22 protein-coding genes are annotated in these 20,770 nt (G+C 42.3%); 18 read left to right on the forward strand and 4 right to left on the reverse strand.

The window, feature by feature from the left end:
- The first annotated feature begins 199 nt into the window (after nucleotides 1-199).
- Together L1028_RS25655 and L1028_RS25660 are read left to right on the forward strand one after the other, a co-directional pair.
- Nucleotides 200-697 carry a cupin domain-containing protein gene (locus L1028_RS25655; protein WP_234540795.1) on the forward strand — a complete coding sequence of 166 codons (498 nt, stop codon included), beginning with the start codon at nucleotides 200-202 and terminating at the stop codon, nucleotides 695-697.
- The gene (locus tag L1028_RS25660) at nucleotides 670-1,476 is read left to right on the forward strand and encodes an MBL fold metallo-hydrolase (RefSeq protein WP_234540796.1); all 807 of its coding nucleotides are present in this window, start codon (nucleotides 670-672) and stop codon (nucleotides 1,474-1,476) included. Before L1028_RS25655 ends, L1028_RS25660 begins: the two co-directional genes overlap by 28 nt.
- Before the next feature lie 125 nt (nucleotides 1,477-1,601).
- On the opposite strand, the gene L1028_RS25665 is transcribed toward L1028_RS25660, so the two are convergent.
- From L1028_RS25665 to lexA, 4 genes are all read right to left on the reverse strand, one after another.
- Nucleotides 1,602-2,180, reverse strand: coding sequence for a hypothetical protein (locus L1028_RS25665; protein ID WP_234540797.1), 579 nt, complete (start codon nucleotides 2,178-2,180; stop codon nucleotides 1,602-1,604).
- Nucleotides 2,181-2,415: 235 nt separating this feature from the next.
- Nucleotides 2,416-2,796 carry a hypothetical protein gene (locus L1028_RS25670; protein ID WP_234540798.1) on the reverse strand — a complete coding sequence of 127 codons (381 nt, stop codon included), beginning with the start codon at nucleotides 2,794-2,796 and terminating at the stop codon, nucleotides 2,416-2,418.
- A 148-nt stretch (nucleotides 2,797-2,944) separates the two neighbouring features.
- Nucleotides 2,945-3,283 carry a L,D-transpeptidase gene (locus tag L1028_RS25675; RefSeq protein ID WP_234540799.1) on the reverse strand — a complete coding sequence of 113 codons (339 nt, stop codon included), beginning with the start codon at nucleotides 3,281-3,283 and terminating at the stop codon, nucleotides 2,945-2,947.
- A gap of 270 nt (nucleotides 3,284-3,553) precedes the next feature.
- Nucleotides 3,554-4,180: a transcriptional repressor LexA gene (lexA, locus tag L1028_RS25680; protein ID WP_042188849.1), complete on the reverse strand. Its 627-nt coding sequence runs from the start codon at nucleotides 4,178-4,180 to the stop codon at nucleotides 3,554-3,556.
- A gap of 295 nt (nucleotides 4,181-4,475) precedes the next feature.
- Between lexA and L1028_RS25685 the strand changes: the two genes are divergently transcribed.
- From L1028_RS25685 to L1028_RS25760, 16 genes are all read left to right on the forward strand, one after another.
- Nucleotides 4,476-4,889 (forward strand): LysM peptidoglycan-binding domain-containing protein, encoded by a 414-nt coding sequence (locus tag L1028_RS25685; RefSeq protein WP_234540800.1) that lies wholly within the window; start codon nucleotides 4,476-4,478, stop codon nucleotides 4,887-4,889.
- A gap of 109 nt (nucleotides 4,890-4,998) precedes the next feature.
- A complete protein-coding gene (locus tag L1028_RS25690; RefSeq protein ID WP_042188845.1) occupies nucleotides 4,999-5,208 on the forward strand; it encodes a DUF896 domain-containing protein in 210 nt (69 codons plus the stop codon).
- Nucleotides 5,209-5,257: 49 nt separating this feature from the next.
- Nucleotides 5,258-5,791, forward strand: coding sequence for a hypothetical protein (locus L1028_RS25695; protein WP_234540801.1), 534 nt, complete (start codon nucleotides 5,258-5,260; stop codon nucleotides 5,789-5,791).
- 33 nt (nucleotides 5,792-5,824) lie between these two features.
- Nucleotides 5,825-6,610, forward strand: a complete 786-nt coding sequence (locus L1028_RS25700; RefSeq protein WP_234540802.1) for an HAD family hydrolase — start codon at nucleotides 5,825-5,827, stop codon at nucleotides 6,608-6,610.
- A gap of 258 nt (nucleotides 6,611-6,868) precedes the next feature.
- Nucleotides 6,869-7,300: a FixH family protein gene (locus L1028_RS25705; protein WP_234540803.1), complete on the forward strand. Its 432-nt coding sequence runs from the start codon at nucleotides 6,869-6,871 to the stop codon at nucleotides 7,298-7,300.
- 174 nt (nucleotides 7,301-7,474) lie between these two features.
- Entirely contained in the window at nucleotides 7,475-10,852 is a 3,378-nt protein-coding gene (metH, locus tag L1028_RS25710) for a methionine synthase (protein WP_423803092.1), read from the forward strand.
- A gap of 144 nt (nucleotides 10,853-10,996) precedes the next feature.
- Nucleotides 10,997-11,944, forward strand: a complete 948-nt coding sequence (rnz, locus tag L1028_RS25715) for a ribonuclease Z (RefSeq protein WP_234540805.1) — start codon at nucleotides 10,997-10,999, stop codon at nucleotides 11,942-11,944.
- A 283-nt stretch (nucleotides 11,945-12,227) separates the two neighbouring features.
- Entirely contained in the window at nucleotides 12,228-13,016 is a 789-nt protein-coding gene (locus L1028_RS25720; protein WP_234540806.1) for an HAD-IIA family hydrolase, read from the forward strand.
- Between the two features lie 46 nt (nucleotides 13,017-13,062).
- The gene (locus L1028_RS25725) at nucleotides 13,063-13,878 is read left to right on the forward strand and encodes an Fpg/Nei family DNA glycosylase (RefSeq protein WP_234540807.1); all 816 of its coding nucleotides are present in this window, start codon (nucleotides 13,063-13,065) and stop codon (nucleotides 13,876-13,878) included.
- Nucleotides 13,868-14,725: a deoxyribonuclease IV gene (locus L1028_RS25730; protein ID WP_234540808.1), complete on the forward strand. Its 858-nt coding sequence runs from the start codon at nucleotides 13,868-13,870 to the stop codon at nucleotides 14,723-14,725. Before L1028_RS25725 ends, L1028_RS25730 begins: the two co-directional genes overlap by 11 nt.
- A 2-nt stretch (nucleotides 14,726-14,727) precedes the next feature.
- On the forward strand, nucleotides 14,728-15,072 hold the full coding sequence (locus tag L1028_RS25735) for a cyclic-phosphate processing receiver domain-containing protein (RefSeq protein WP_234540810.1): 345 nt from the start codon (nucleotides 14,728-14,730) through the stop codon (nucleotides 15,070-15,072).
- On the forward strand, nucleotides 15,069-15,392 hold the full coding sequence (locus L1028_RS25740; protein WP_234540812.1) for a thioredoxin family protein: 324 nt from the start codon (nucleotides 15,069-15,071) through the stop codon (nucleotides 15,390-15,392). Before L1028_RS25735 ends, L1028_RS25740 begins: the two co-directional genes overlap by 4 nt.
- Nucleotides 15,392-16,174, forward strand: coding sequence for an ABC transporter ATP-binding protein (locus L1028_RS25745; RefSeq protein ID WP_042188828.1), 783 nt, complete (start codon nucleotides 15,392-15,394; stop codon nucleotides 16,172-16,174). The genes L1028_RS25740 and L1028_RS25745 overlap by 1 nt, the downstream gene beginning before the upstream one ends.
- Nucleotides 16,171-17,238 (forward strand): SAM-dependent methyltransferase, encoded by a 1,068-nt coding sequence (locus L1028_RS25750; protein WP_234540814.1) that lies wholly within the window; start codon nucleotides 16,171-16,173, stop codon nucleotides 17,236-17,238. The genes L1028_RS25745 and L1028_RS25750 overlap by 4 nt, the downstream gene beginning before the upstream one ends.
- 117 nt (nucleotides 17,239-17,355) lie before the next feature.
- Nucleotides 17,356-18,855: a serine/threonine protein kinase gene (locus L1028_RS25755; RefSeq protein ID WP_234540815.1), complete on the forward strand. Its 1,500-nt coding sequence runs from the start codon at nucleotides 17,356-17,358 to the stop codon at nucleotides 18,853-18,855.
- Nucleotides 18,856-19,192: 337 nt separating this feature from the next.
- Nucleotides 19,193-20,746, forward strand: coding sequence for an ABC-F family ATP-binding cassette domain-containing protein (locus tag L1028_RS25760; protein ID WP_042188823.1), 1,554 nt, complete (start codon nucleotides 19,193-19,195; stop codon nucleotides 20,744-20,746).
- Nucleotides 20,747-20,770: the final 24 nt, after the last annotated feature.

Consider the following 20,770-nt stretch of genomic DNA (forward strand, 5'->3'; position numbering starts at 1 on the left):
TAAAACGTTATTGTAATCTGCATGCCCATGAGTGACGGACATCGGAAAGCCGTATGAGGGAAAACCTCACGTACGGTTTGATGAGGAGGGGCTGAATTTGTTCAGCCTTTTACTCTAGAACCTGATAATCATATTTACATAAAGTACCATACGAATTATATTGAAAGAACAGCATAAAGGATGAGGGGTGATATATTTGGTGAGGATTTTTAATGAAAATACAGTTTCATTTAAACAGAAGTTATCTCCGATTCCTGAGTTTGCTTGGCATACGAGTGAGAGGTTAGCTGAGATCGCTAATTCTAAACATCTTGTCTTCGACATAAGGTCGCTTGATCCAGATAAATATTCCTTTCCTTATCATTTTCATAGAAATGCTGAAGAAATATTTGTGATTTTGACGGGAAAAGCGATGTTAAGAACTCCAGAGGGTTTTAGCGAGGTTTCTGAAGGTGATGTGATATTTTTTGAAATGGGACCTGAAGGAGCGCATCAACTTTATAATCATACGGATGCACCTTGCAAGTATCTTGATCTCCGAACGAACCAGGGCATAGATGTTTGCGAATATCCGGACTCAGGTAAAATCAACATTCTCCCCTATCAAGAAATTTATCAGGCGGATCAACAAGCGGACTATTATAAAGGAGAAGAGCAGGTAAGGGAGAAATGGAACGGAATGGAGGATCACGCTTGATTCAAGATCGATGGTTCACAGTCACGAAAATGGATCCAATTACTTATGCAATCAGTGAATATGGACATTGGGAAAAGGTGCACTCTTTTTTGTTGTTAGGGAAAGAACAAGCGGTGTTGATTGATACGGGATTAGGCATCGATAATATAAAAAGAATAACGGATCAGTTAACGGATTTACCTATCGCTGTCATCACTACGCATGTGCATGCAGACCATATAGGCAGTCATGGACAATTTGAGACGATCTATGTTCATAAAGAGGATGAGGATTGGCTGATTAATGGAATACGAGGTTTGTCCCTTGCCCAGATCAGAAAAGATATGAGCCGAGATATTACTCTTCCTGTTCCTGAGACGTTTGATCCTAATACGTATACGCCTTATCAAGGGAAACCAACAGCTCTATTGCGAGAGGGAGATGTGCTTGATTTAGGCGGGCGTAGATTAGAAATTTACCACACACCGGGTCATTCGCCAGGTCATATTAGCATCTTTGATCATGCCAACGGGTATCTGTTTACAGGGGATTTGTTGTATGATGTTACGCCAATTTATGCTTTTTATCCCTCTACTAGTCCGGCAGATTTAGTGGCTTCTTTAGAAAAGATTACGCAAATTCCAAATGTATCTCAAGTATTCGGCTCTCATAATACGTTGGGTCTAGATCCAGCTATTTTGCAAGAGGTTATTAAGGCAGTTCGTGAATTACGTGAACGGGATCTTGTTGCTCATGGTACGGGCATTCATCAATTTAACGGATTTAGTGTGCAATTTTAAAATGAATGTTGGATGCAGCGAAAACGGCCCTCTCAAAAGGACCGTTTTTTTGTCCTTCCTTAAGGTTTTCAAAATTTCTAATTGGGAAAGGTAAAGTGAAGTAATAATAGTCGGAAAGGGGGCATTTATTCGGATACGATCGACCTGAAGAATGCATGCAATTGTTGGACTTGGGAGTAAGCTTCTTTGAACTGTTTGTCGGATTGTTGAATGGGCAATAAGCCTGGCAAGAAGGAAATGCTATACACAGGTATTTCATTACTGTTCATGTATATTTTAAGCGTAAGTTCCTCGATAACATCAGCCTCTTCGTCAGCACTATTAAGCACATGAATATCCGCACTTGAAGCAGTTGTTTTGCTGTTTTGTTGTCTTTTAGATACTTTTGAAAGGGTTAGTGCGTTAACAACAATCTCTGATCCCATTACATTGTCGAACGAATATAGCTTTGCTATTGCCTTTTTGCTTGTCTTCGGATTGCTGGTACCTATTGCTATTTTTTTATAAGGTTCGTTAAGGGCGATCAAGTGAGATTGATTGGGCGGAATGAATGTTTTGGTGAATATAATATTAAAAGATGAGGTTGCGTTTAAAAGCTTAGAAAGTTCAGAAGAAGTAGATAGTTTTTTTAATTCTAGAATAACGGCACTTAGAATTAAGACTCCTCCTACAATGGCAAACATATACATCAAGAAAATCAGCATGTAATCACACCTCCAATGATCTCAGTAGAACAAGATTTATTGCTTATTGAAAGATATGCCTGAATCCTCTCTACTAGTATCTGTTAAAAGCGGAAATCGTGGGAATTTAGGATATGACTACTGAATAGAAAAAGAGAAAGCACCCAGAGTTCTGCCGATTTTGCAAGCTGAGTGCAGAATTGGGGCAACTGCTGGAGTGCTTTGTCGAGAGCTTTTTAAAATAAATATGTCCTAATCATATGAAATTGAAGGCTGTGATTTGATCGGTATAAACAATTAGCTGTTTGTATTCGATCGGAGATTCATAGTGAGTATAGGGTCTTACAGAAACATCATTAAGGACTACAAAGTTATAGCTGAAATTTTTATCGGGATGTTCCGCACCTAAATAAGATATGTATTCATCTACAATGACATCATCCATTAGAGATTTTAAGTCAAAAACATCCTCTTTATTGGAGGTGGAAGGGGAGATGGTCCCTTGAATACTGCCGAATGAGGTGAGTAGATTTACTTTTTTTCCACTAGCTTGATCGTTATTTAACAATAAGCCAGAGAGTTTAACAAGTGCATCGACTTTAAAATCGACGAGGGTTCTGATTTTTGAGTTGTTCAAAACGAGACACTTCCTTTCAATTTGAAATCCTGTAAACATTATTCGACATATAACCACATAATTCCTATTAGGTCATCAAAAATACATATATACAAACACACCCCCCTCCATTGAACAATGAGTGAGGCGTGTTTATCTATGGATAGATTTAATTCCTGATCGTTACTCGTGTTCCAATCGGAACAATCGCAGCTAGTGCTAACACATCCTCATTGTACATACGAATACAACCGTGGGATACCTCGTGCCCTATGGATGAGGGATCATTGTTTCCATGTATCCCGTAGTGAGGCTTAGATAGACCCATCCAAAAGACCCCAAATGGACCGCCTGGATCGGGTTGTTTGTTAATGATTGTGAATTCACCGAGTGGTGATTGAGTTAACATTTTACCGATTCCGACTGGGAAGCCCCTGATCACAATGTCGTTATCAAGAAGATAAAGCATACGCTGCGTCAGATCAACTATAATCCGGTAAATTGGCATTGTGCAACACTCCTTTCTAATTAAGATATGAGCAGGATGCCTAAACGGTTATTCATTAAAAATGGTCATTTTAGCCTATGGGAACAAATGTTCCTGTATAGATAAATGGAGTTAGATAACAGTAAAAAAGCTGTTCTGCATTTGCAGAACAGCTTTTTAAAAAATAAAAGAAAGTATATATTTTACGATATACACTATCCTTATACTTCTCGTAGAAACGGATACCGTCATTTAAATGACGGTATCCGTTTCGTTTGGTAGGAGTGCAACTTAGTGGATATCTCGAAATAATCCGATAACTCTGCCGAGAATGGTCACGCGATTAAGGCGAAGAGGCTCGTACGCCGGATTCTCCGGCTGAAGACGTATATGATCACGTTCTTTATAAAAAGTCTTAACGGTTGCTTCATCTTCTTCGGTCATAGCTACAACGATATCTCCGTTATCAGCCGTTTGTTGTTGACGAACAATAACATAGTCGCCATTCATAATCCCAGCTTCGACCATACTGTCACCTTGAACCGATAACATAAATACTTTGTTATCTCCAACATAGTGAGTTGGAAGCGGGAAGTAGTCTTCAATATTCTCAGTAGCAGTGATAGGAACCCCGGCGGTAACCTTACCTACGACAGGAATGCGAGCGACGGTTTGCGCAAAATGATGGACATTCTCGGAATCCTCTTGGCCAAGTAATTCTATCGCACGAGGCTTCGTTGGATCTCGACGGATAAGTCCCTTCTTCTCTAGCCGATCCAAATGACCGTGAACTGTGGAGCTGGAAGCAAGACCAACAGCTTCTCCAATCTCCCGGACGGAAGGAGGATAACCCTTGCTGCGGACTTCGCTACGTATAAATTCCAGGATCGCCAGCTGGCGACTTGAAATCTTTGACATTGGAATCAACCCCATATAGTAATGTTTGGGAAAATTATAACATAGAACTACCGTTCGCACAAACATAAGTTCTAACTATTATAAATATTAATTCGAAATAGTTAATAAATGGTAGTCTTGTATTGATTGCGTTTCCTTCATCTAAATGAAAAGAGTGATTCTTTATATGAAGTATATGGTAAATATTAACCTCTGAAAAAAAGAGAACAATTGTTCTAAAATAGTATTGAACAAAACACATGTTCGTGTTATTATAATTTCAAAAGTAAGAACAAGTGTTTGGAGGATGATATTCATGTTAAAATACAGTACATACCGTAGCATCTACGATAAAGCCCCAGTGGTTGAATCTTTAGGACATAATCCTATTACCCGTTGTTCAGCTCAGATTAAAGAGATTACAGAGCTTTTGCTTGAAGGCTTGATGCGTTTGTTCCGTAGAGATTATGTTATTAAACTGACATTGATCATTGTGCTCGTACTATCAGGACTTACAGTAGTAGGTAATGTATTTGCAGGATCTACTACTTTAATGAAGGATGAGAAGCGCGTAGTGGTTGAACGTGGAGATACACTTTGGAGTATTGCTCTTGAGAATAAACCTTCTGATATGAAGACGGCTGTATATATAGAAGGAATTAAAAAATCCAATGGCATTAAAGGTAGTCAGATTGATGCTGGAGATATTCTCACTTTACCTATTTATTAATATGCTAAGAACATAATAAGAGGACATGAAGAGCTTGCAGGGAGTAAACCTTGACAAGCTCTTTTTCTCATGGCAGAGTTAGAATTAATTTATAAGGGGAGGGAAAGTTTTGAATATTGATGAGTTGGTCGCGCGTATTAACGAATTGGCACGCAAACAGAAGAGCGTAGGCCTTAATCAAGAGGAAACGGCGGAACGCGCCAAGCTTCGTGAAATTTATTTGGGGAATATTCGCAATAACTTCCGAGCACAATTGAATACGATTGAATTGGTCGATAATGATGAGCATGAACAAGGTAACAAGGGGCGTAAGCATTAACACCCTGTTCCTTTTCATAGATATTACTGGATGACTAGGGGGAACGCATATGGCCCGTTCTTGGGAAAGAATGGTTCAACGCAACACGCAGCAAATTAATAAGCAAAGAAAGAAACAGGGGAAGGAAACGATTTACGCATCTAAATCTAAATCTAAATCTCCTGGTAAGAACAGCGAAACCTTTAAAGGCCGTAACATTGCATTTCCAGTAGTGTTATTAGTGCTTGGTACTATGTTTTGGATGATTGGTTCAGTGGACCAAGCCAAAGGTAATGGTATGCTTATGAACTGGTTAGGAGTCGTCTTGTACTACTTACTAGCGGCACTTCTGTTCTTCCGACGTCCGTACTTGAAGGTAGAGAATGCTAGACTATCTACTATAAAATTCAATCGCGAACGTTATCTGCCAGCTTCTGATATTGAGAAAATTATCCTTTCGCGTGGAGCTGTTGTAATTAAGCATAAAGGCAAACGCACGAAATGGATTTTTACCAGACTTATGAATCGTTATGATACCAATGCGATGGGGACTCGACTGGAAGCATTCGCAAAAGCTCACCAAATTGAAGTAGTTCACGAATAGAAATTAACCAGCCATGGGAGAGGGAGACCTGTAATGCCAATTTCCGCCGTACTATTTGACCTTGATGATACACTGCTCTGGGATGATCGGAGCGTTAATGAAGCATTTCGTTCTGCATGTGAAGCCGCTGGGGATACGATTGATCCACAAGAACTGGAACTTGCGGTGCGTAAAGAAGCCATTGGACTATATGAATCCTACGAAACGAACCCGTTTACAAAGATGATTGGGATTAATCCGTTTGAAGCACTTTGGGGGAACTTTACTGCAGGTGAACAGCCGGAATTCCGTCAATTAGAGCAGCTTGCACCGGGATATCGTAAAGAGGCATGGCGTCGTGGTCTTGCAGCACTTGGTGTAGAGGACGAAGCTCTTGCTGAGACATTATCAGCCAAATTCGCAGCAGAGCGTAGAAATCGACCTTACATCTATGAAGAAACGATTCAGGTGCTGGAAGAACTGAAGGGAAAAGTGAAGCTATTGCTTCTGACTAATGGATGCCCTGCATTGCAACAAGAGAAACTAGATGGCGTACCAGAAATTGTTCCTTTCTTTGATCACATCGTGATTTCTGGAAGCTTCGGCAAAGGAAAGCCGGATAAGGAAATTTTTCTGCATGCCCTAGAACTTTTAGACATTGCACCTGAGCAAGGAGTTATGGTCGGAGATAAGCTTACAACGGATATTCGTGGTGGGTTGGCAACAGGTTTGACTACGGTTTGGATTAATAGAAAAGGCAAACAGCCAGATCCGGAAATTCAGCCGGATTATGAAATCAAACATCTTGGAGAGCTTCTTTCATTAGTCCAATCTTTATAAAATAGAGTGAAGCTTCATTCATTTAAGCTTTAAGAAGGCAGTGAGTTCCTAGGTTACTAGGAGACTTGCTGTCTTTTTTATATTTACATCATATTTAGTCTGATAGATGAGATTCACTTGTATATGATTTAAGTCACAGGAGTTTAGATGAATTGATGCGAAATACTGAAAAACCAATAATAATGTGTATAATAGATGGAGAATGTATAACATGAATTGGTAGATTCTTAATATTCAAATCGACTGGGAGGAATCTAAATGAAGATTTCAAGAACAATATTTCCTTTATTATTAGGTGCAACACTTTTAGTATTGGGAGGATGTTCATCAGACCAAACTAAACATTCTGGCGTACATAATATGAATATGAACATGGACATGTCTATGGAACCTATCAAGGTCGAGTTACATTGGAGTCCTAAAGAGGTTGTTGTAAATCAGAAGGTGACCTTTGAGGCAGTGGTGACGCAAGACAACTTGGTAGTGGATGATGCGAAAGAGGTTCTGTTCGAAATTGTGAGTAAAGATGATAGTGAACAGAAAATTGAATTTAAAGGGAAGCTAGTCGGTGATGGAATCTATCAAGCAGAAGGAACACTTGCGAAAGAAGGACAATATATTGTTACATCACACGTAACTGCTAGAACCCAGCATTCTATGCCTAATAAAGAACTCTCTGTGAAACCATAATTAAAAGAATAGCATTTCCTATGATTACAGATAATGCAGAGTGGAAAGGAAGGCTTTTCGAAATTCCTTTATTCTGCTAAACTTACTCTAATGTTTTACTGGGGGGACTATACGTTGGCTAAATATACACTTGAGGAAAGCTTACAACAAAGAATATTAATTCTGGATGGTGCAATGGGCACAATGATCCAACAGGTGCCTCTGACAGGTGAGGATTTTGGTGGGGAAGAATTGGACGGCTGTAATGAAATGCTAGTATTAACACGTCCAGAAGTAATTCAGACGATTCATGAGCAGTATCTCGAAGCAGGTGCTGATCTCATTGAAACGAATACATTTGGTGCAACGTCTGTTGTACTTGCTGAATATGATATTCCGCAGCGGGCTCGTGAAATTAATCTGGTTGCAGCAAAGCTAGCCCGTAATGCCGTTGATAAATATGATACACCAGATCGTCCCCGCTATGTCGTAGGTGCGATGGGTCCTACAACAAAGACACTCTCTGTTACAGGAGGCGTCACTTTCCAAGAGCTCGTTGATAGCTACGAGGAACAGGCAGTGGCATTGATTGATGGTCAAGTAGATGCGTTATTGCTAGAGACCTCTCAGGATACTCTGAACGTGAAAGCTGGAAGTATTGGTATTCGAAATGCATTTGAGAAGACGGGTATCAAATTGCCAGTGATGATTTCGGGAACAATAGAGCCGATGGGTACCACACTTGCCGGTCAGAACATTGAAGCATTCTATATTTCTTTAGAACATCTGAAGCCTATCTCTATAGGTCTGAACTGTGCGACGGGTCCAGAGTTCATGCGTGATCATATTCGTTCACTTTCTGCAATCTCTTCAGCGGCGGTGAGTTGTTATCCGAACGCTGGACTGCCAGATGAGAATGGGCATTATCATGAATCTCCTGATTCTCTTGCGCGTAAAATTGCTGCGTTTGCAGAAAAGGGATGGCTTAACATTGCGGGAGGTTGTTGCGGAACGACACCGGAACATATCCGTGCTATGTCTGAGGCCCTTTCACAATTCCCTCCACGTCCGCTTGCAGGAAATCATCCACCGGCACTTTCAGGGATTGAACCTGTTTATATTGAGAACGACAACCGTCCATACATGGTAGGTGAACGTACGAATGTATTAGGGTCGCGTAAGTTTAAACGTCTTATCGTCGAAGGTAAATATGAGGAAGCCTCAGAAATTGCCCGTGCACAGGTGAAGAGTGGTGCTCAAGTTATCGACGTCTGCGTGCAAGATCCGGACCGTGATGAGACTGAAGATATTAAGCTGTTTCTAGAATTAGTTGTAAAAAAGGTTAAAGTTCCTTTGATGATCGATACTACCGATCCGAAGGTTATTGATCTGGCATTAAAGTACTGTCAAGGTAAGGCGATAATTAACTCTATTAACCTTGAAGATGGTGAAGAAAAATTTGAGCTGGTCACTCCATTGATTCATAAGTATGGCGCAGCTATCGTAGTAGGTACGATTGATGAGACAGGACAAGCAATCAAGGCTACGGACAAGCTGGAAGTTGCCAAACGCTCCTACGACTTACTAGTGAACAAATACGGATTAGCTGGAGAAGACCTTATTTTCGACACGCTTGTGTTCCCTGTAGGAACCGGGGATGAACAATATATTGGCTCTGCTAAAGAAACTATTGATGGGATTCGTCTAATCAAAGAAGCACTTCCAGGTGTTCATACGATCTTGGGAATCAGCAACGTTTCCTTTGGATTACCGGAAGCAGGACGTGAAGTGCTGAACTCAGTATTCCTCTATGAGTGCACTAAGGCTGGATTGGATTATGCGATCGTAAATACCGAGAAGGTAGAACGTTATGCTTCTATTCCTGCTGAAGACCGTCGTCTTGCGGAGGAATTAATTTATAATACGAATGACGACACGCTTGCTGCTTTTGTAGCCGCCTTCCGAGGGAAAAAGGTTGAGAAAAAAGAGAAAATTTCTAACCTGTCACTAGAAGAGCGTCTGGCTTCATATGTAGTTGAAGGCACCAAAGAAGGGCTTATTCCAGACCTTAATGAGGCGCTAACAAAATCAGGACCCTTGGAGATTATCAATGGCCCGCTAATGGCCGGGATGTCAGAGGTTGGACGGCTGTTTAATAACAATGAGTTGATTGTAGCTGAGGTACTGCAAAGCGCTGAAGTGATGAAGGCTTCCGTTGGTCATTTAGAGCAGTTTATGAAGAAGGATGAGACATCGGTAAAAGGTAAGATTATGCTGGCAACCGTAAAAGGCGACGTGCATGATATAGGTAAGAACCTGGTGGAGATCATCTTATCGAATAATGGTTATCAAATCATTAATTTGGGTATAAAAGTACCACCTGAGACCATTATCGAAGCGTTTCGTCGTGAAAAAGCCGATGCGATCGGATTGTCTGGACTACTCGTGAAATCGGCACAGCAGATGGTGCTGACTGCGCAAGACCTACGCACGGCTGGGATTGATGTGCCGATTATGGTAGGTGGTGCTGCCTTGACTCGCAAGTTCACCAAAACACGTATCCGGCCGGAATATGATGGGCTAGTATTGTATGCTAAGGATGCTATGGATGGACTAGATATTGCTAATCGGCTTATGAACCCAGTTGAACGGGAGAAAATTGCCGAGGAAATTCGAGTGGAAGCAGAATCAGCAGTGGCAGTTGCTCCTAAGCAAGAGCTTCCTACGCTGACTAGAGCTGTACGCTCCAAAATTTCTCCAGATGCACCTGTATTTAGTCCACCGGATTTAGAGCGACATGTCATTCGTAATTATCCATTGGGGCATATTATCCCTTATGTGAACATGCAAATGCTGCTCGGTCATCATCTGGGGTTACGAGGTTCTGTAGAGGCGCAGTTAGCTGCTGGTGATGAGCGGACTGTGGAGTTGAAAGGTACTGTGGATGACATTCTACATCAAGCGATGCTGGAAGGTACGATTACTCCTCATGCGATGTATCAATTCTTCCCGGCACAATCAAGTGGTAACGATATTATCGTGTATAATCCACAGAATACAGCTGAGATTCTGCATACCTTTACTTTCCCAAGACAAGGTGTGGAGCCTTATCTCTGTCTAGCGGACTTTTTGAAGTCGGTCGATAGTGGAATGATGGACTATGTTGGATTCCTCGTAGTAACTGCGGGACACGGTGTTCGTGAGCTCTCTACAGCCCTTAAGGAAAATGGAGATTATTTACGCTCACATGCCTTACAATCTGTAGCTCTAGAAGTAGCTGAAGGATTAGCGGAGCGCGTTCATCACATGATGCGTGATACATGGGGCTTCCCAGATCCTGCGGATATGACCATGAAACAAAGACATGGGGCAAGATATCAAGGGATTCGTGTATCCTTTGGTTATCCTGCATGCCCTGATCTAGAAGATCAGGGACCACTATTTAAGCTGTTATCCCCAGAGGATATCGGTGTCCACCTTACAGAAGGCTTTATGATGGAGCCCGAGGCTTCCGTTTCAGCGATGGTATTCGCTCATCCAGAAGCGCAGTATTTTAATGTAGAGAAGCTGTAATTCTTTCATGTATACACCCGGTCTGTAGGGGGATTGTATCCCTTTCAGCGGAACCTCCCGTAACTGGGGGGTTTTTTGCTGGAAGAAGGACGTTTAGAATAGATAAGAGATTGTTCAGCCAATAAGAAGAAGGGAGGAAAAAGGATGGAATTATATTTTTTGGGTACGAATGCAGGGGTACCAACTATTCAACGCAATGTAACGTCGATTGCATTAAGACTTTTGGAAGAACGCCGTAGTATTTGGATGTTCGATTGCGGGGAAGGGACTCAGCATCAGGTTCTTCGCTCACCGATTCGCCTAGGTAAGCTGGAAAAGCTATTTATTACACACTTACACGGAGATCATCTATTTGGTCTTCCAGGTCTATTATCTAGTCGTGGTTATCAGGGAGGGACTTCGCCTTTAACGGTTTATGGTCCACCTGGATTGAAGGCATACTTAGATATATCCTTAGCTGTGAGCCAATCCCGAATTCCATACAAGATTGAGATTGTCGAGCATACAGGAGGAACGGTATTTGAGGATGATGGTTTTAAAGTGGAGGCAGCATTATTAGAGCATCGTATTGATAGCTATGGTTACCGGGTAACGGAAAAGGATAGTCCCGGGAGCCTCAATACGGAATTACTAAAGAGTTATGGCTTAAAACCTGGACCGTTATATGGAAAATTAAAAAAAGGTGAAGATGTTATAACGGATGAAGGTGTTCGTATCAGCGCTGCTGATGTTGTTAGAGAACCTAAAAGAGGGCGTATTGTTACGATCTTGGGAGACACAAGACCTTGTTCAGGAGCTTTAGAACTCTCACTTCATGCAGACCTTATCGTTCATGAAGCAACCTTTGCTCATGATCTGGCAGAAATGGCGTATCAATACCATCACAGTACAGCACGTCAAGCTGCAGAGCTAGCAAAGGAAGCCAATGCAGGCCAACTATTGTTGACTCATTTCAGCTCTCGTTACAGTTCGTCTGAAGAGTTGATTCCTTTGCTGGAAGAAGCTGAGCTCATTTTTCCAGAGACATTGTTAGCTGAGGAATTCAGCACATATCCAATTTATCGAAAACAAAACGGGCAATTGGAGAAATGATTATTTTCCGGGAAAGCGCAGGAAATGACAGTGCTATGCTAAAAAATGCTGGATGAGTCTCTCGTTCGATTTCTTTCGACGAAGTGTGTTAGATTTAAAGTAATCACAGCGTGAAAGAGGAACGAATAGCTGGAAATCTTGCCGAAAACAAATGGGCAGTACCACCAACAAAAAGTATTATTAATCATTCAAAATCCAAGCTGGGCTTAGGTTGAATGTTTATTAATACCATTATTCATTTATCACATTAATTAAATTTCTTATGGAAATAGAGGGATTTATAGTGGAACAGATTAAAGGATTATTAATTGATCTAGATGGTACGCTATATCATGGGCATAAAATGATTTCTGGTGCTGATTTACTGATTAAAGGTCTGCGTGAAGCGGGCATTCCTTTTTTATTTGTTACCAACAATTCATCGCGTACAGCGGCTAATGTGGCTGCACATTTATGTGGAATGGGAATCGATGCGAAAGCTGAGGAGGTATGTACCTCATCAATGGCGGCCGCACGTTACATAGCTGAGGAATCACCTGGGGCTGCAGTGGCGATACTTGGAGAAGAGGGTTTGCATGTGGCTTGTACCGAAGCAGGGCTCCGCATCGTCACAGACTCACCCGATTATGTACTGCAAGGTATCGATCGCTCCTTCAACTATACGTCGCTCTCGCAAGCTTCGCGCTGGATTCTGGGAGGAGCAAAGTTTGTACTCACTAACCCGGACTTAATGCTGCCATCAGATGATGGCATTATGCCAGGCGCAGGTACGATCGGAGCAGCCATAGAGGCTGCTAGTGGTGTGAGTCCGGTAGTGATTGGCAAGCCGGAATCTCATTTAATCAAGTTTGCAACAGATCTTCTTAATATCGAGCCTGAACATGCTGTGGTAGTTGGTGATAATATGCGTACAGATATAGCTGCTGGAGTAAATGCGGGCTGTCGTACAGTTCTTGTATTTACCGGGTTAACAAATGCAGGAAATCTTGACCACTATAAAAACATTACAGGGATCTCACCAGATGAAATTTGTGCCGATTTAACTGAACTTAAAACGTTTCTCGGTGTATAATAGCTAGGATCTTATTACTTCACCAACCTAGAGGGGACGATGAGCTATGCCGGAACTGCCGGAAATGGAGAATTATAGAAAGCTGCTCAGTCAGCATATTATAAATGTGCCAATATCTGATGTAATCGTGAACAGAGAAAAATCAATTAACATGGAAACAGACGCTTTTAGTAAAGCATTGATCGGCGCACGTGTTGTTTTTGTTGAGCGGCGTGCCAAGTATATTTTATTTCACCTACATGATGGACGAAGACTACTTCTACATTTGATGTTAGGTGGACTGCTTTTTTATGGTACAGAGGAAGAACGTCCGGATCGTAACACACAGGTTGAAATCGCATTTGGTGATCATACCCTTTACTTCATAGGACTTCGCTTAGGGTATTTACATTTGCTGTCGGTTAAGGAAAGCGAAGCCACAATGGGTAAACTTGGACCTGAGTTGCTGGATCGTCGAATGACGCTGGAACGATTCACAGGACTAGTAAAGGGACGGCGAGGTGCGCTCAAAAGCCTGTTAGTAAATCAGCATGTGATGGCTGGAGTCGGGAATTGCTATGCCGATGAGATTGCTTTTGAAGCTAGCCTTTTACCTTCTGCATTAGTACAGAATTTAACAACTGAATCTATAGCCCGTCTCTATGAGAGCATCCAAAAAGTACTAACTGAGGCCACAGAAATTGGTGGGTACATGGAAATGCCGTTTATGACTGGGGATTCTGTTACAGGTTCATATAATAATCAATGTAATGTGTATGATCGTGAAGGCGAGCCTTGTCTTCGTGATGGGGGAACAATTATCAAAACAGAGCTGTCTGGACGCAAAGTGTTTTATTGCCCAGACTGTCAGCATGACCAATAGTCTTCAAATAGGGGCTCATGTTAGCATTCGCGGTGGATATGGGAGAGCTGCCCGATTCGCTTGGGAGAGCGGTGCAACATGCTTTCAATATTTCCCTAAAAATCCGCGTAGTTTGAAACTTAAACTGGTAGATGTTCGAGATACGAGGGATTGTGCGCTCTTTTGCCAAGACAAAGGGATTGCTTCGATTGCTCATACACCCTATGGGATTAACATGGCAGCTGGTGTAGATGATGTTACTCCGCGAAAGGTTTATATAGCCTCTCTCTTAAATGATCTAGAGATTGCAGAAGCTTGTGGTTCATTAGGCATCGTTGTTCATTTTGGACATTTTGGTGGAATGGAGCCGTTACAAGGCTATCAAAATATTATACAATGTATGAATGAGGTGCTTCAGTCCTGGGAAGGTCGTACTAAGCTGCTTATAGAGAATCAAGCGGGCAACCATGGAAATGAAGGGATTACACTTGAAGAACTCGTGAAAGTTCGAGAGCTTAGCCAATTTCCGGAGAAAATAGGATTTTGTTTGGACACCTGTCACGCTTACGCAGCTGGGATCTGGAACCCTGAGCGAACGGAAGACTTCCTTGAGCGAGGAGAGCAACTTGAATTTTGGCCACATCTTGTTGCTGTTCATTTAAATGATTCTAAGTTTCCTTTCGACTCAAGACGCGACAGGCATGCTGGAATCGGACAAGGACATATTGGAGAGCAGGGGCTGAAAAGCTTATTATCCTCCAAGCTTTTACGAAGCTCAGCTGTTGTCATGGAAACTGAGAAGGGTGCGGATGGCAGTCACCGAAAAGAAATTGCTACTGTGCGTGGTTGGTTTGAAGCGGAGGCGTAATTGTGATTCATATCTATATGGATGATCTTCGAAAGGTACCTAAAGGGTTCGTTCTGGCTCGTTCGACGGAAGAATGTCTTCTAATGCTGCGTGAGTGCGAGGTGGATATTTTATCACTGGATTACGATATGGGGCCGGGTGATTATTCGGGTGGAGAAGTTGCCAGACGGATCGTACTGGAAGGACTGTTCCCCCGAGAAATCTATTTGCACACTTCCAGTCTGTGGGGGCGAAGAGAAATGTATGAGATCTTATATACTGCTAAACCTGAGGGGATGCTTTTGGTAAATGGTCCCCTGAGTTCTGATAAGCTTCGCGATATCGCCGAGGAGACGGACTTGAAATGAAGGCAATGAATGAAGTGGAATTACTGGAGGCGCTCAAGAGTTCAGGAGAACCGCTTGTAGTATTCTTACACACTCCATTGTGTGGTACTTGTAAGGCTGCTGAACGAATGTTAGAGGTGGCGTCTCATTTATTGCCTGCTGAACTCCAGATGGTTGGAGGCAATGTGAACATGCTGCCGAATTTGGTACAACAATATCGTATAACGAGCGTTCCTGCACTACTTGTTGCTTCTGCAGAACGGGAAAATGATCCGAATGTTTATTATTCCATGGTTTCAGTTGAGCGAGTACTGGAATACATAAGGAGTGTTATATCATAATCATTTCATTACAACATTTATCTCTCCGCAGAGAAGAAAGCTTAATCTTGGACGATGTGTCGCTAGAAGTTAAAGAAGGTGAGAACTGGGTCATTTTGGGACGGAATGGCTCCGGTAAAACCACAATTTTAGAGATGATGACTGGTTATTTGTTTCCTAGCAAAGGGACTGTAGAAGTGCTGGGTTATAAATATGGTCAATGTGATATACGTGAGGTTCGTAAAGAAATTGGCTATATCGGGCCTTCCTTGATGGAAAAGATGAGCTTAAATGATCCGGTGTGGGAGGTCGTAGCAACAGGTGCTTACGCTTATTTGCGTTTCTACGAGACGATCCCTACCGAAGTAAAAGAGAAAGCAATCAGCATGCTGGAAGATATGAATCTAGGCAATATGGCATTTCATCCTTTTGGGACCTTGTCACAGGGGGAACGTAAAAAAGCTATGTTGGCAAGATGTCTTATGGCTGACCCTAAGCTATTAATTATGGACGAGCCATGTGCTGGCCTTGATCTATATGAAAGGGAAAAAATGCTGGCTGAAATAGATAAGCTGAGACAGCGTAATGTTTCTGTAGTGTACGTAACTCACCATGTGGAAGAAATTGTCCCGCTTTTCACGCATGTTGCATTAATTCGTGAGGGTAAGCTAGCTGGATCTGGACCGAAAGAAGAAGTATTAACGAAAGAAATGATCTTGGCCACTTATGATATTCCTGTTGATGTTGAATGGGATAGCGGTCGTCCCTGGATTAAAATTAGACCTGGAGGCAAAACGATTTGAACGATTTAAGACAAGATACCGAAGAGCAGAACCTTGCTCCGGAAGAAGACGTGTATTCCCGATATATTTGTACAGCTAATCACGGATTTGCGCCTTATACGCAAGAAGAGCTTCGCCGTTTATTCGGTGCTGTGAAGAGTACCTTGTTACTACCAGGAGAAATCTTTCTGGCTACATTGCAATGTGAACCAGAGGAAGTAACCCGGCTACTCACACAGAATCTTCCCATTTTCCTGCGTCATATACAGCCTGTTCAGTTTCAGGATGAAGGAACCATGGAAGCTCTACAGCGTTTGGCGGTGTATTTAAGTCGCCACGCTGAGCTTGAAGGTGAGAAGGTATCCCTGAACGTTCGTAAAGGTGATCCATCCTTTTGGCAGGAGAGTCCAGGAGAACTTCGTGAATGGCTCCAAGAGCAATTACAGAGCTTAGGCGCAGAATTTACTGTGCAAGATCCAGCCTGGGTTATTTCAGTCTACGCAGACGGGAATGCCTTATATGCAGGTGTGTCCAGACCAGAAGCTAATTTATCCAGCTGGAATGGCGGTGCCATCCGTTTCCGTAAGGAGGATGGACAAATCTCACGTGCCAAGTTCAAACTAATGGAAGCCGAGAAGGAGTTTGATATTCCTTTTTACAGCTTCCGTAATGCGTTAGATATTGGTGCTTCTCCAGGTGGGTGGACTTCTTTCTTACTGGAACGTGGAATGAAGGTTACGGCGGTAGACCCTGCGTTAATGCATGAGTCCCTTCGTAATTATCCGGGCTTGAAAATCCTTCGTAAAAACGCAGGAGAAGTAAAATTCCGGGACAATGAATTTGATCTGCTCGTGTGCGATATGAGCTGGAGTCCTAAGCTGATGGCGAAGCTAGTAACTGGGTTACTCCACAGTCTGTCACCGGGTGGGACAGCCATTGTGACGGTAAAACTGATGCATAAGAAACCACTTGCGATGATCAAAGAAATTATTGCGATGTTTGAAGGGGAGCGCATGCAGATTCAGCGTGCAAAGCAGCTATTCCATAATCGTGATGAAATTACACTTTATATGATTAAGTACTAAATCAAACATATTCTAAATACAGAGGGAAAGCATCCCGTTATTAACGTGACCGTATTTTGCGGTAAGAACGTTAATGGCGGAAGCTTTCTCTTTTTTTTGCGAAAAGGGGGAGTTAGTTTGTATTTTGAGACGAAGCTTAAGATTGGACAGGTTATTGATGATAGATACAGAATTACAGGCCTGATTGGTTCAGGTGGGATGAGTATTGTTTATCTTGCGGATGATTTGCGTCTAAAGGGTAAACGATGGGCTGTTAAAGAAAGCTTATGCTTAGATGAGCAGCATTCTGACATTCAAGCGGAAGCGGATATGTTAATTACACTAGACCACCCACGATTGCCGCGTATTGTCGATTTCTATCTTCCAGATCGAGAAGGGTATTCCTATTTAATCATGGACTATATTGAAGGTGTGAGCTTGAGTCAGCTAATGAAGAATAATCCCGGACCTTTGCCGAGTGACTTCATCATTCAGGCGGCTAAACAGCTTTTAGAAGTCCTTCAATATCTGCATGGTCATCATCCACCGATTATCTATCGTGATCTAAAGCCTTCAAATATCATGTTGACACTGCAAAAAGAACTGATGTTAATTGACTTTGGGATCGCACGAAGCTACAAACACGGTATCTCTGAAGATACGGTTAAGCTTGGTACGGTTGGCTTCGCCGCACCTGAGCAATATGGAGGTGGACAGAGTCAGCCGGTATCCGATTTATATGGGCTAGGAGCATTAATTCTCTATATGGCAACTGGAGGCCAATGTAGTCATTGGGAGTCTGGCATGGAGGATCGGCTATATAACCATATGCCACCTGGCATTATTCCAATCACAAGACGCTTATTACGACATCACGCTGAAGAGCGTTATCAGAATGCAGAAGCAGTCCTTCAGGCACTAATTTGTGTGGAATCCGAAATGGATAGAGGAAATGATTTTGCTAATTCAGTTCCACGTTCTCTCGAAAAGCGAAAAGCGACGGTCATTGCCTTACTCGGAGTTGCTCCAGGTCTTGGAACAACACATACTTCATTTGCGGTGAGTAGCTTACTTGTACAGAAGGGGGCAACTGCATGGGTTGATTTTTCTCCTGATTCACCGGTTTATGAACGCATTCGCAGCATGCTACATACACAGATTACAACTGTTGCATCCAAGGATGAGAAATCTGCTTTTTCATGGAAAGGGGTACATTATTGGAAACGTCCTATTCACGGAAAAATGGCTGATTTGCTGAGAGGGGATTATCAATTTGTAGTGTTGGATCTTGGTACCGGTGGGTATGAAGGGGCTCTCGATGAGTTCAAATATAGCGATGTGCCGATTCTAATTACTTCTGGTGCAGATTGGCGACTCGAAGATTTACTAGTGTGGCTTAGGCGTAAAAGGTTACAGCCTGAAACGAACTGGAGGGTGGGGTTACCACTCGCAGAACGCTCAACAGCACAACTGTTACAGACCGCTATAGGTACAGATAAGGTTTATGGACTACCTTTCCAGCAAGACCCATTCAAGCCTAAGGGAAAGTTGACAGAAGTGATCAATGAAATGTTTGAGGGAGTATTAGATGCACCTAACAAGGGGAATAGGCGTAGTTTTTTTCAAAAGAAAGGCTGAATAAGGCGGTTCTCTATGCTTCCTTTTTTTCACTCAACTAACTTTTAGTTCAGTGTTGCGTTAAAGTGTGTTAAAATATATATTTATACGTGTTTTGAAAAATATAAGAAAGTATAAGTTTCACACCATACTTTATCTTTATATTTCTCGCATAAACGCCTACCGTCCAATAGGGACGCCGAAGACGTTTCTGCTTGAAATATAAGAAAGTATAAGCTTCACACTATACTTTATCCTTATATTTTTACGAGAAACGGTTGTCGTCTTTAAAAGATGACAACGTCGTTTCTTCTTATTACGCATTATTTAAGAATAGACAGGAGCTTGCGGAAAATTTATGAGTTTACTTAGTGTAGAAGACGTTTCCCATAATTTTGGGGATCGGACGTTGTTTAAGAATGTATCTTTCCGGTTGTTACCGGGTGAGCATGTAGGAATCGTAGGAGCAAATGGCGTAGGAAAATCGACGCTTATGAATATTTTGACTGGAAAACTGTTGAAGGATAGTGGAAAAGTAGAGTGGACGCCTCGCGTCCGTTACGGTTATTTGGATCAGCATACGATCTTAACGCCAGGTAAAACCATCCGTGATGTATTGAAGGACGCTTTCTTGCCACTTTTAGAGCTGGAACAGGAAATGCTAACTATAACTGAAAAGATGGGTGACGCTTCTCCTGAAGAGTTAGAGATGCTACTCGAGCAAATGGGGGACATTCAGGAACAGCTGGATATCGGAGATTTTTATCTTATTGATGTAAAAGTGGAGGAAATGGCGAATGGTCTTGGCCTTTCCGTCATTGGGCTTGACCGTGATGTCGCTTCACTAAGTGGGGGGCAGCGCACAAAAGTTCTGTTGGCGAAGCTTCTGCTTGAGAAACCGAATGTACTATTACTGGATGAGCCTACTAACTATTTGGATGTTGAGCATATCGACTGGTTAACAAACTATTTGAAGCAATATCCATATGCATTTATATTGATCTCTCATGATACGGAATTCATGAATAAAGTCGTAAATGTGGTCTATCACCTGGAGTTCGGCAAACTTACTCGATACACTGCGAACTACGAGAAATTCCTGAATATGGCCGAGATGAATAAGATCCAACACATAGATGCTTATGAGAAACAACAGGATTTTATTAAGAAACAAGAGGATTTCATTCAGCGAAACAAAGCTCGTGCCTCCACATCTGGACGGGCGAAGAGCCGTGAGAAACAGCTGGATCGTATGGATCGAATTGATCGGCCAGAAGAAGCTGCAAAACCTACCTTTAAGTTTAAAGAGAGTCGTGCCAGCGGCAAAACAGTCTTCGAAGGCATTGATTTCGAGATTGGTTACGACCGTCCGTTGCTACCGATGCTGAACATGACCATTGAACGTGGAGAGAAGATTGCTATAACTGGTTGCAATGGTGTCGGTAAATCGACGCTACTGAAGACTATTCTTGGCGTGATTCCTACGTATAGCGGTAAAACCTATCTAGGAGATTATCTGAACTCAGCGTATTTCCAACAAGAAGTGAAAGCAGCTAATCTTACACCTATTGAGGATGTCTGGAATGAATTTTCTAGTCTAACTCAGAATGAAGTGCGTGGACATCTAGCTCGCTGTGGTCTGAAAAATGAGCATATTACCCGACCGCTTAGCATGCTGAGTGGTGGCGAACAAGCTAAGGTCCGTCTCTGTAAGCTGTTGATGCGTGAGAGCAACTGGGTTCTGTTCGATGAACCTACCAATCACCTTGATGTTATTGCCAAGGCTGAGCTGAAGCGGGCATTACAAGAATATAAAGGCACAGTCCTGCTCGTCTCCCATGAACCTGATTTCTATGAAGATTGGGTTACAAAAATTTGGGATGTTGAACAGTGGTCAGCAGTACAAGTATAGAATAGAATCATCATATTCCCGGGG

Origin of the sequence: Paenibacillus pseudetheri, from assembly GCF_924513355.1 — a bacterium.
In the GTDB taxonomy this organism is placed as follows: Bacteria; Bacillota; Bacilli; order Paenibacillales; family Paenibacillaceae; genus Paenibacillus_AQ; species Paenibacillus_AQ pseudetheri.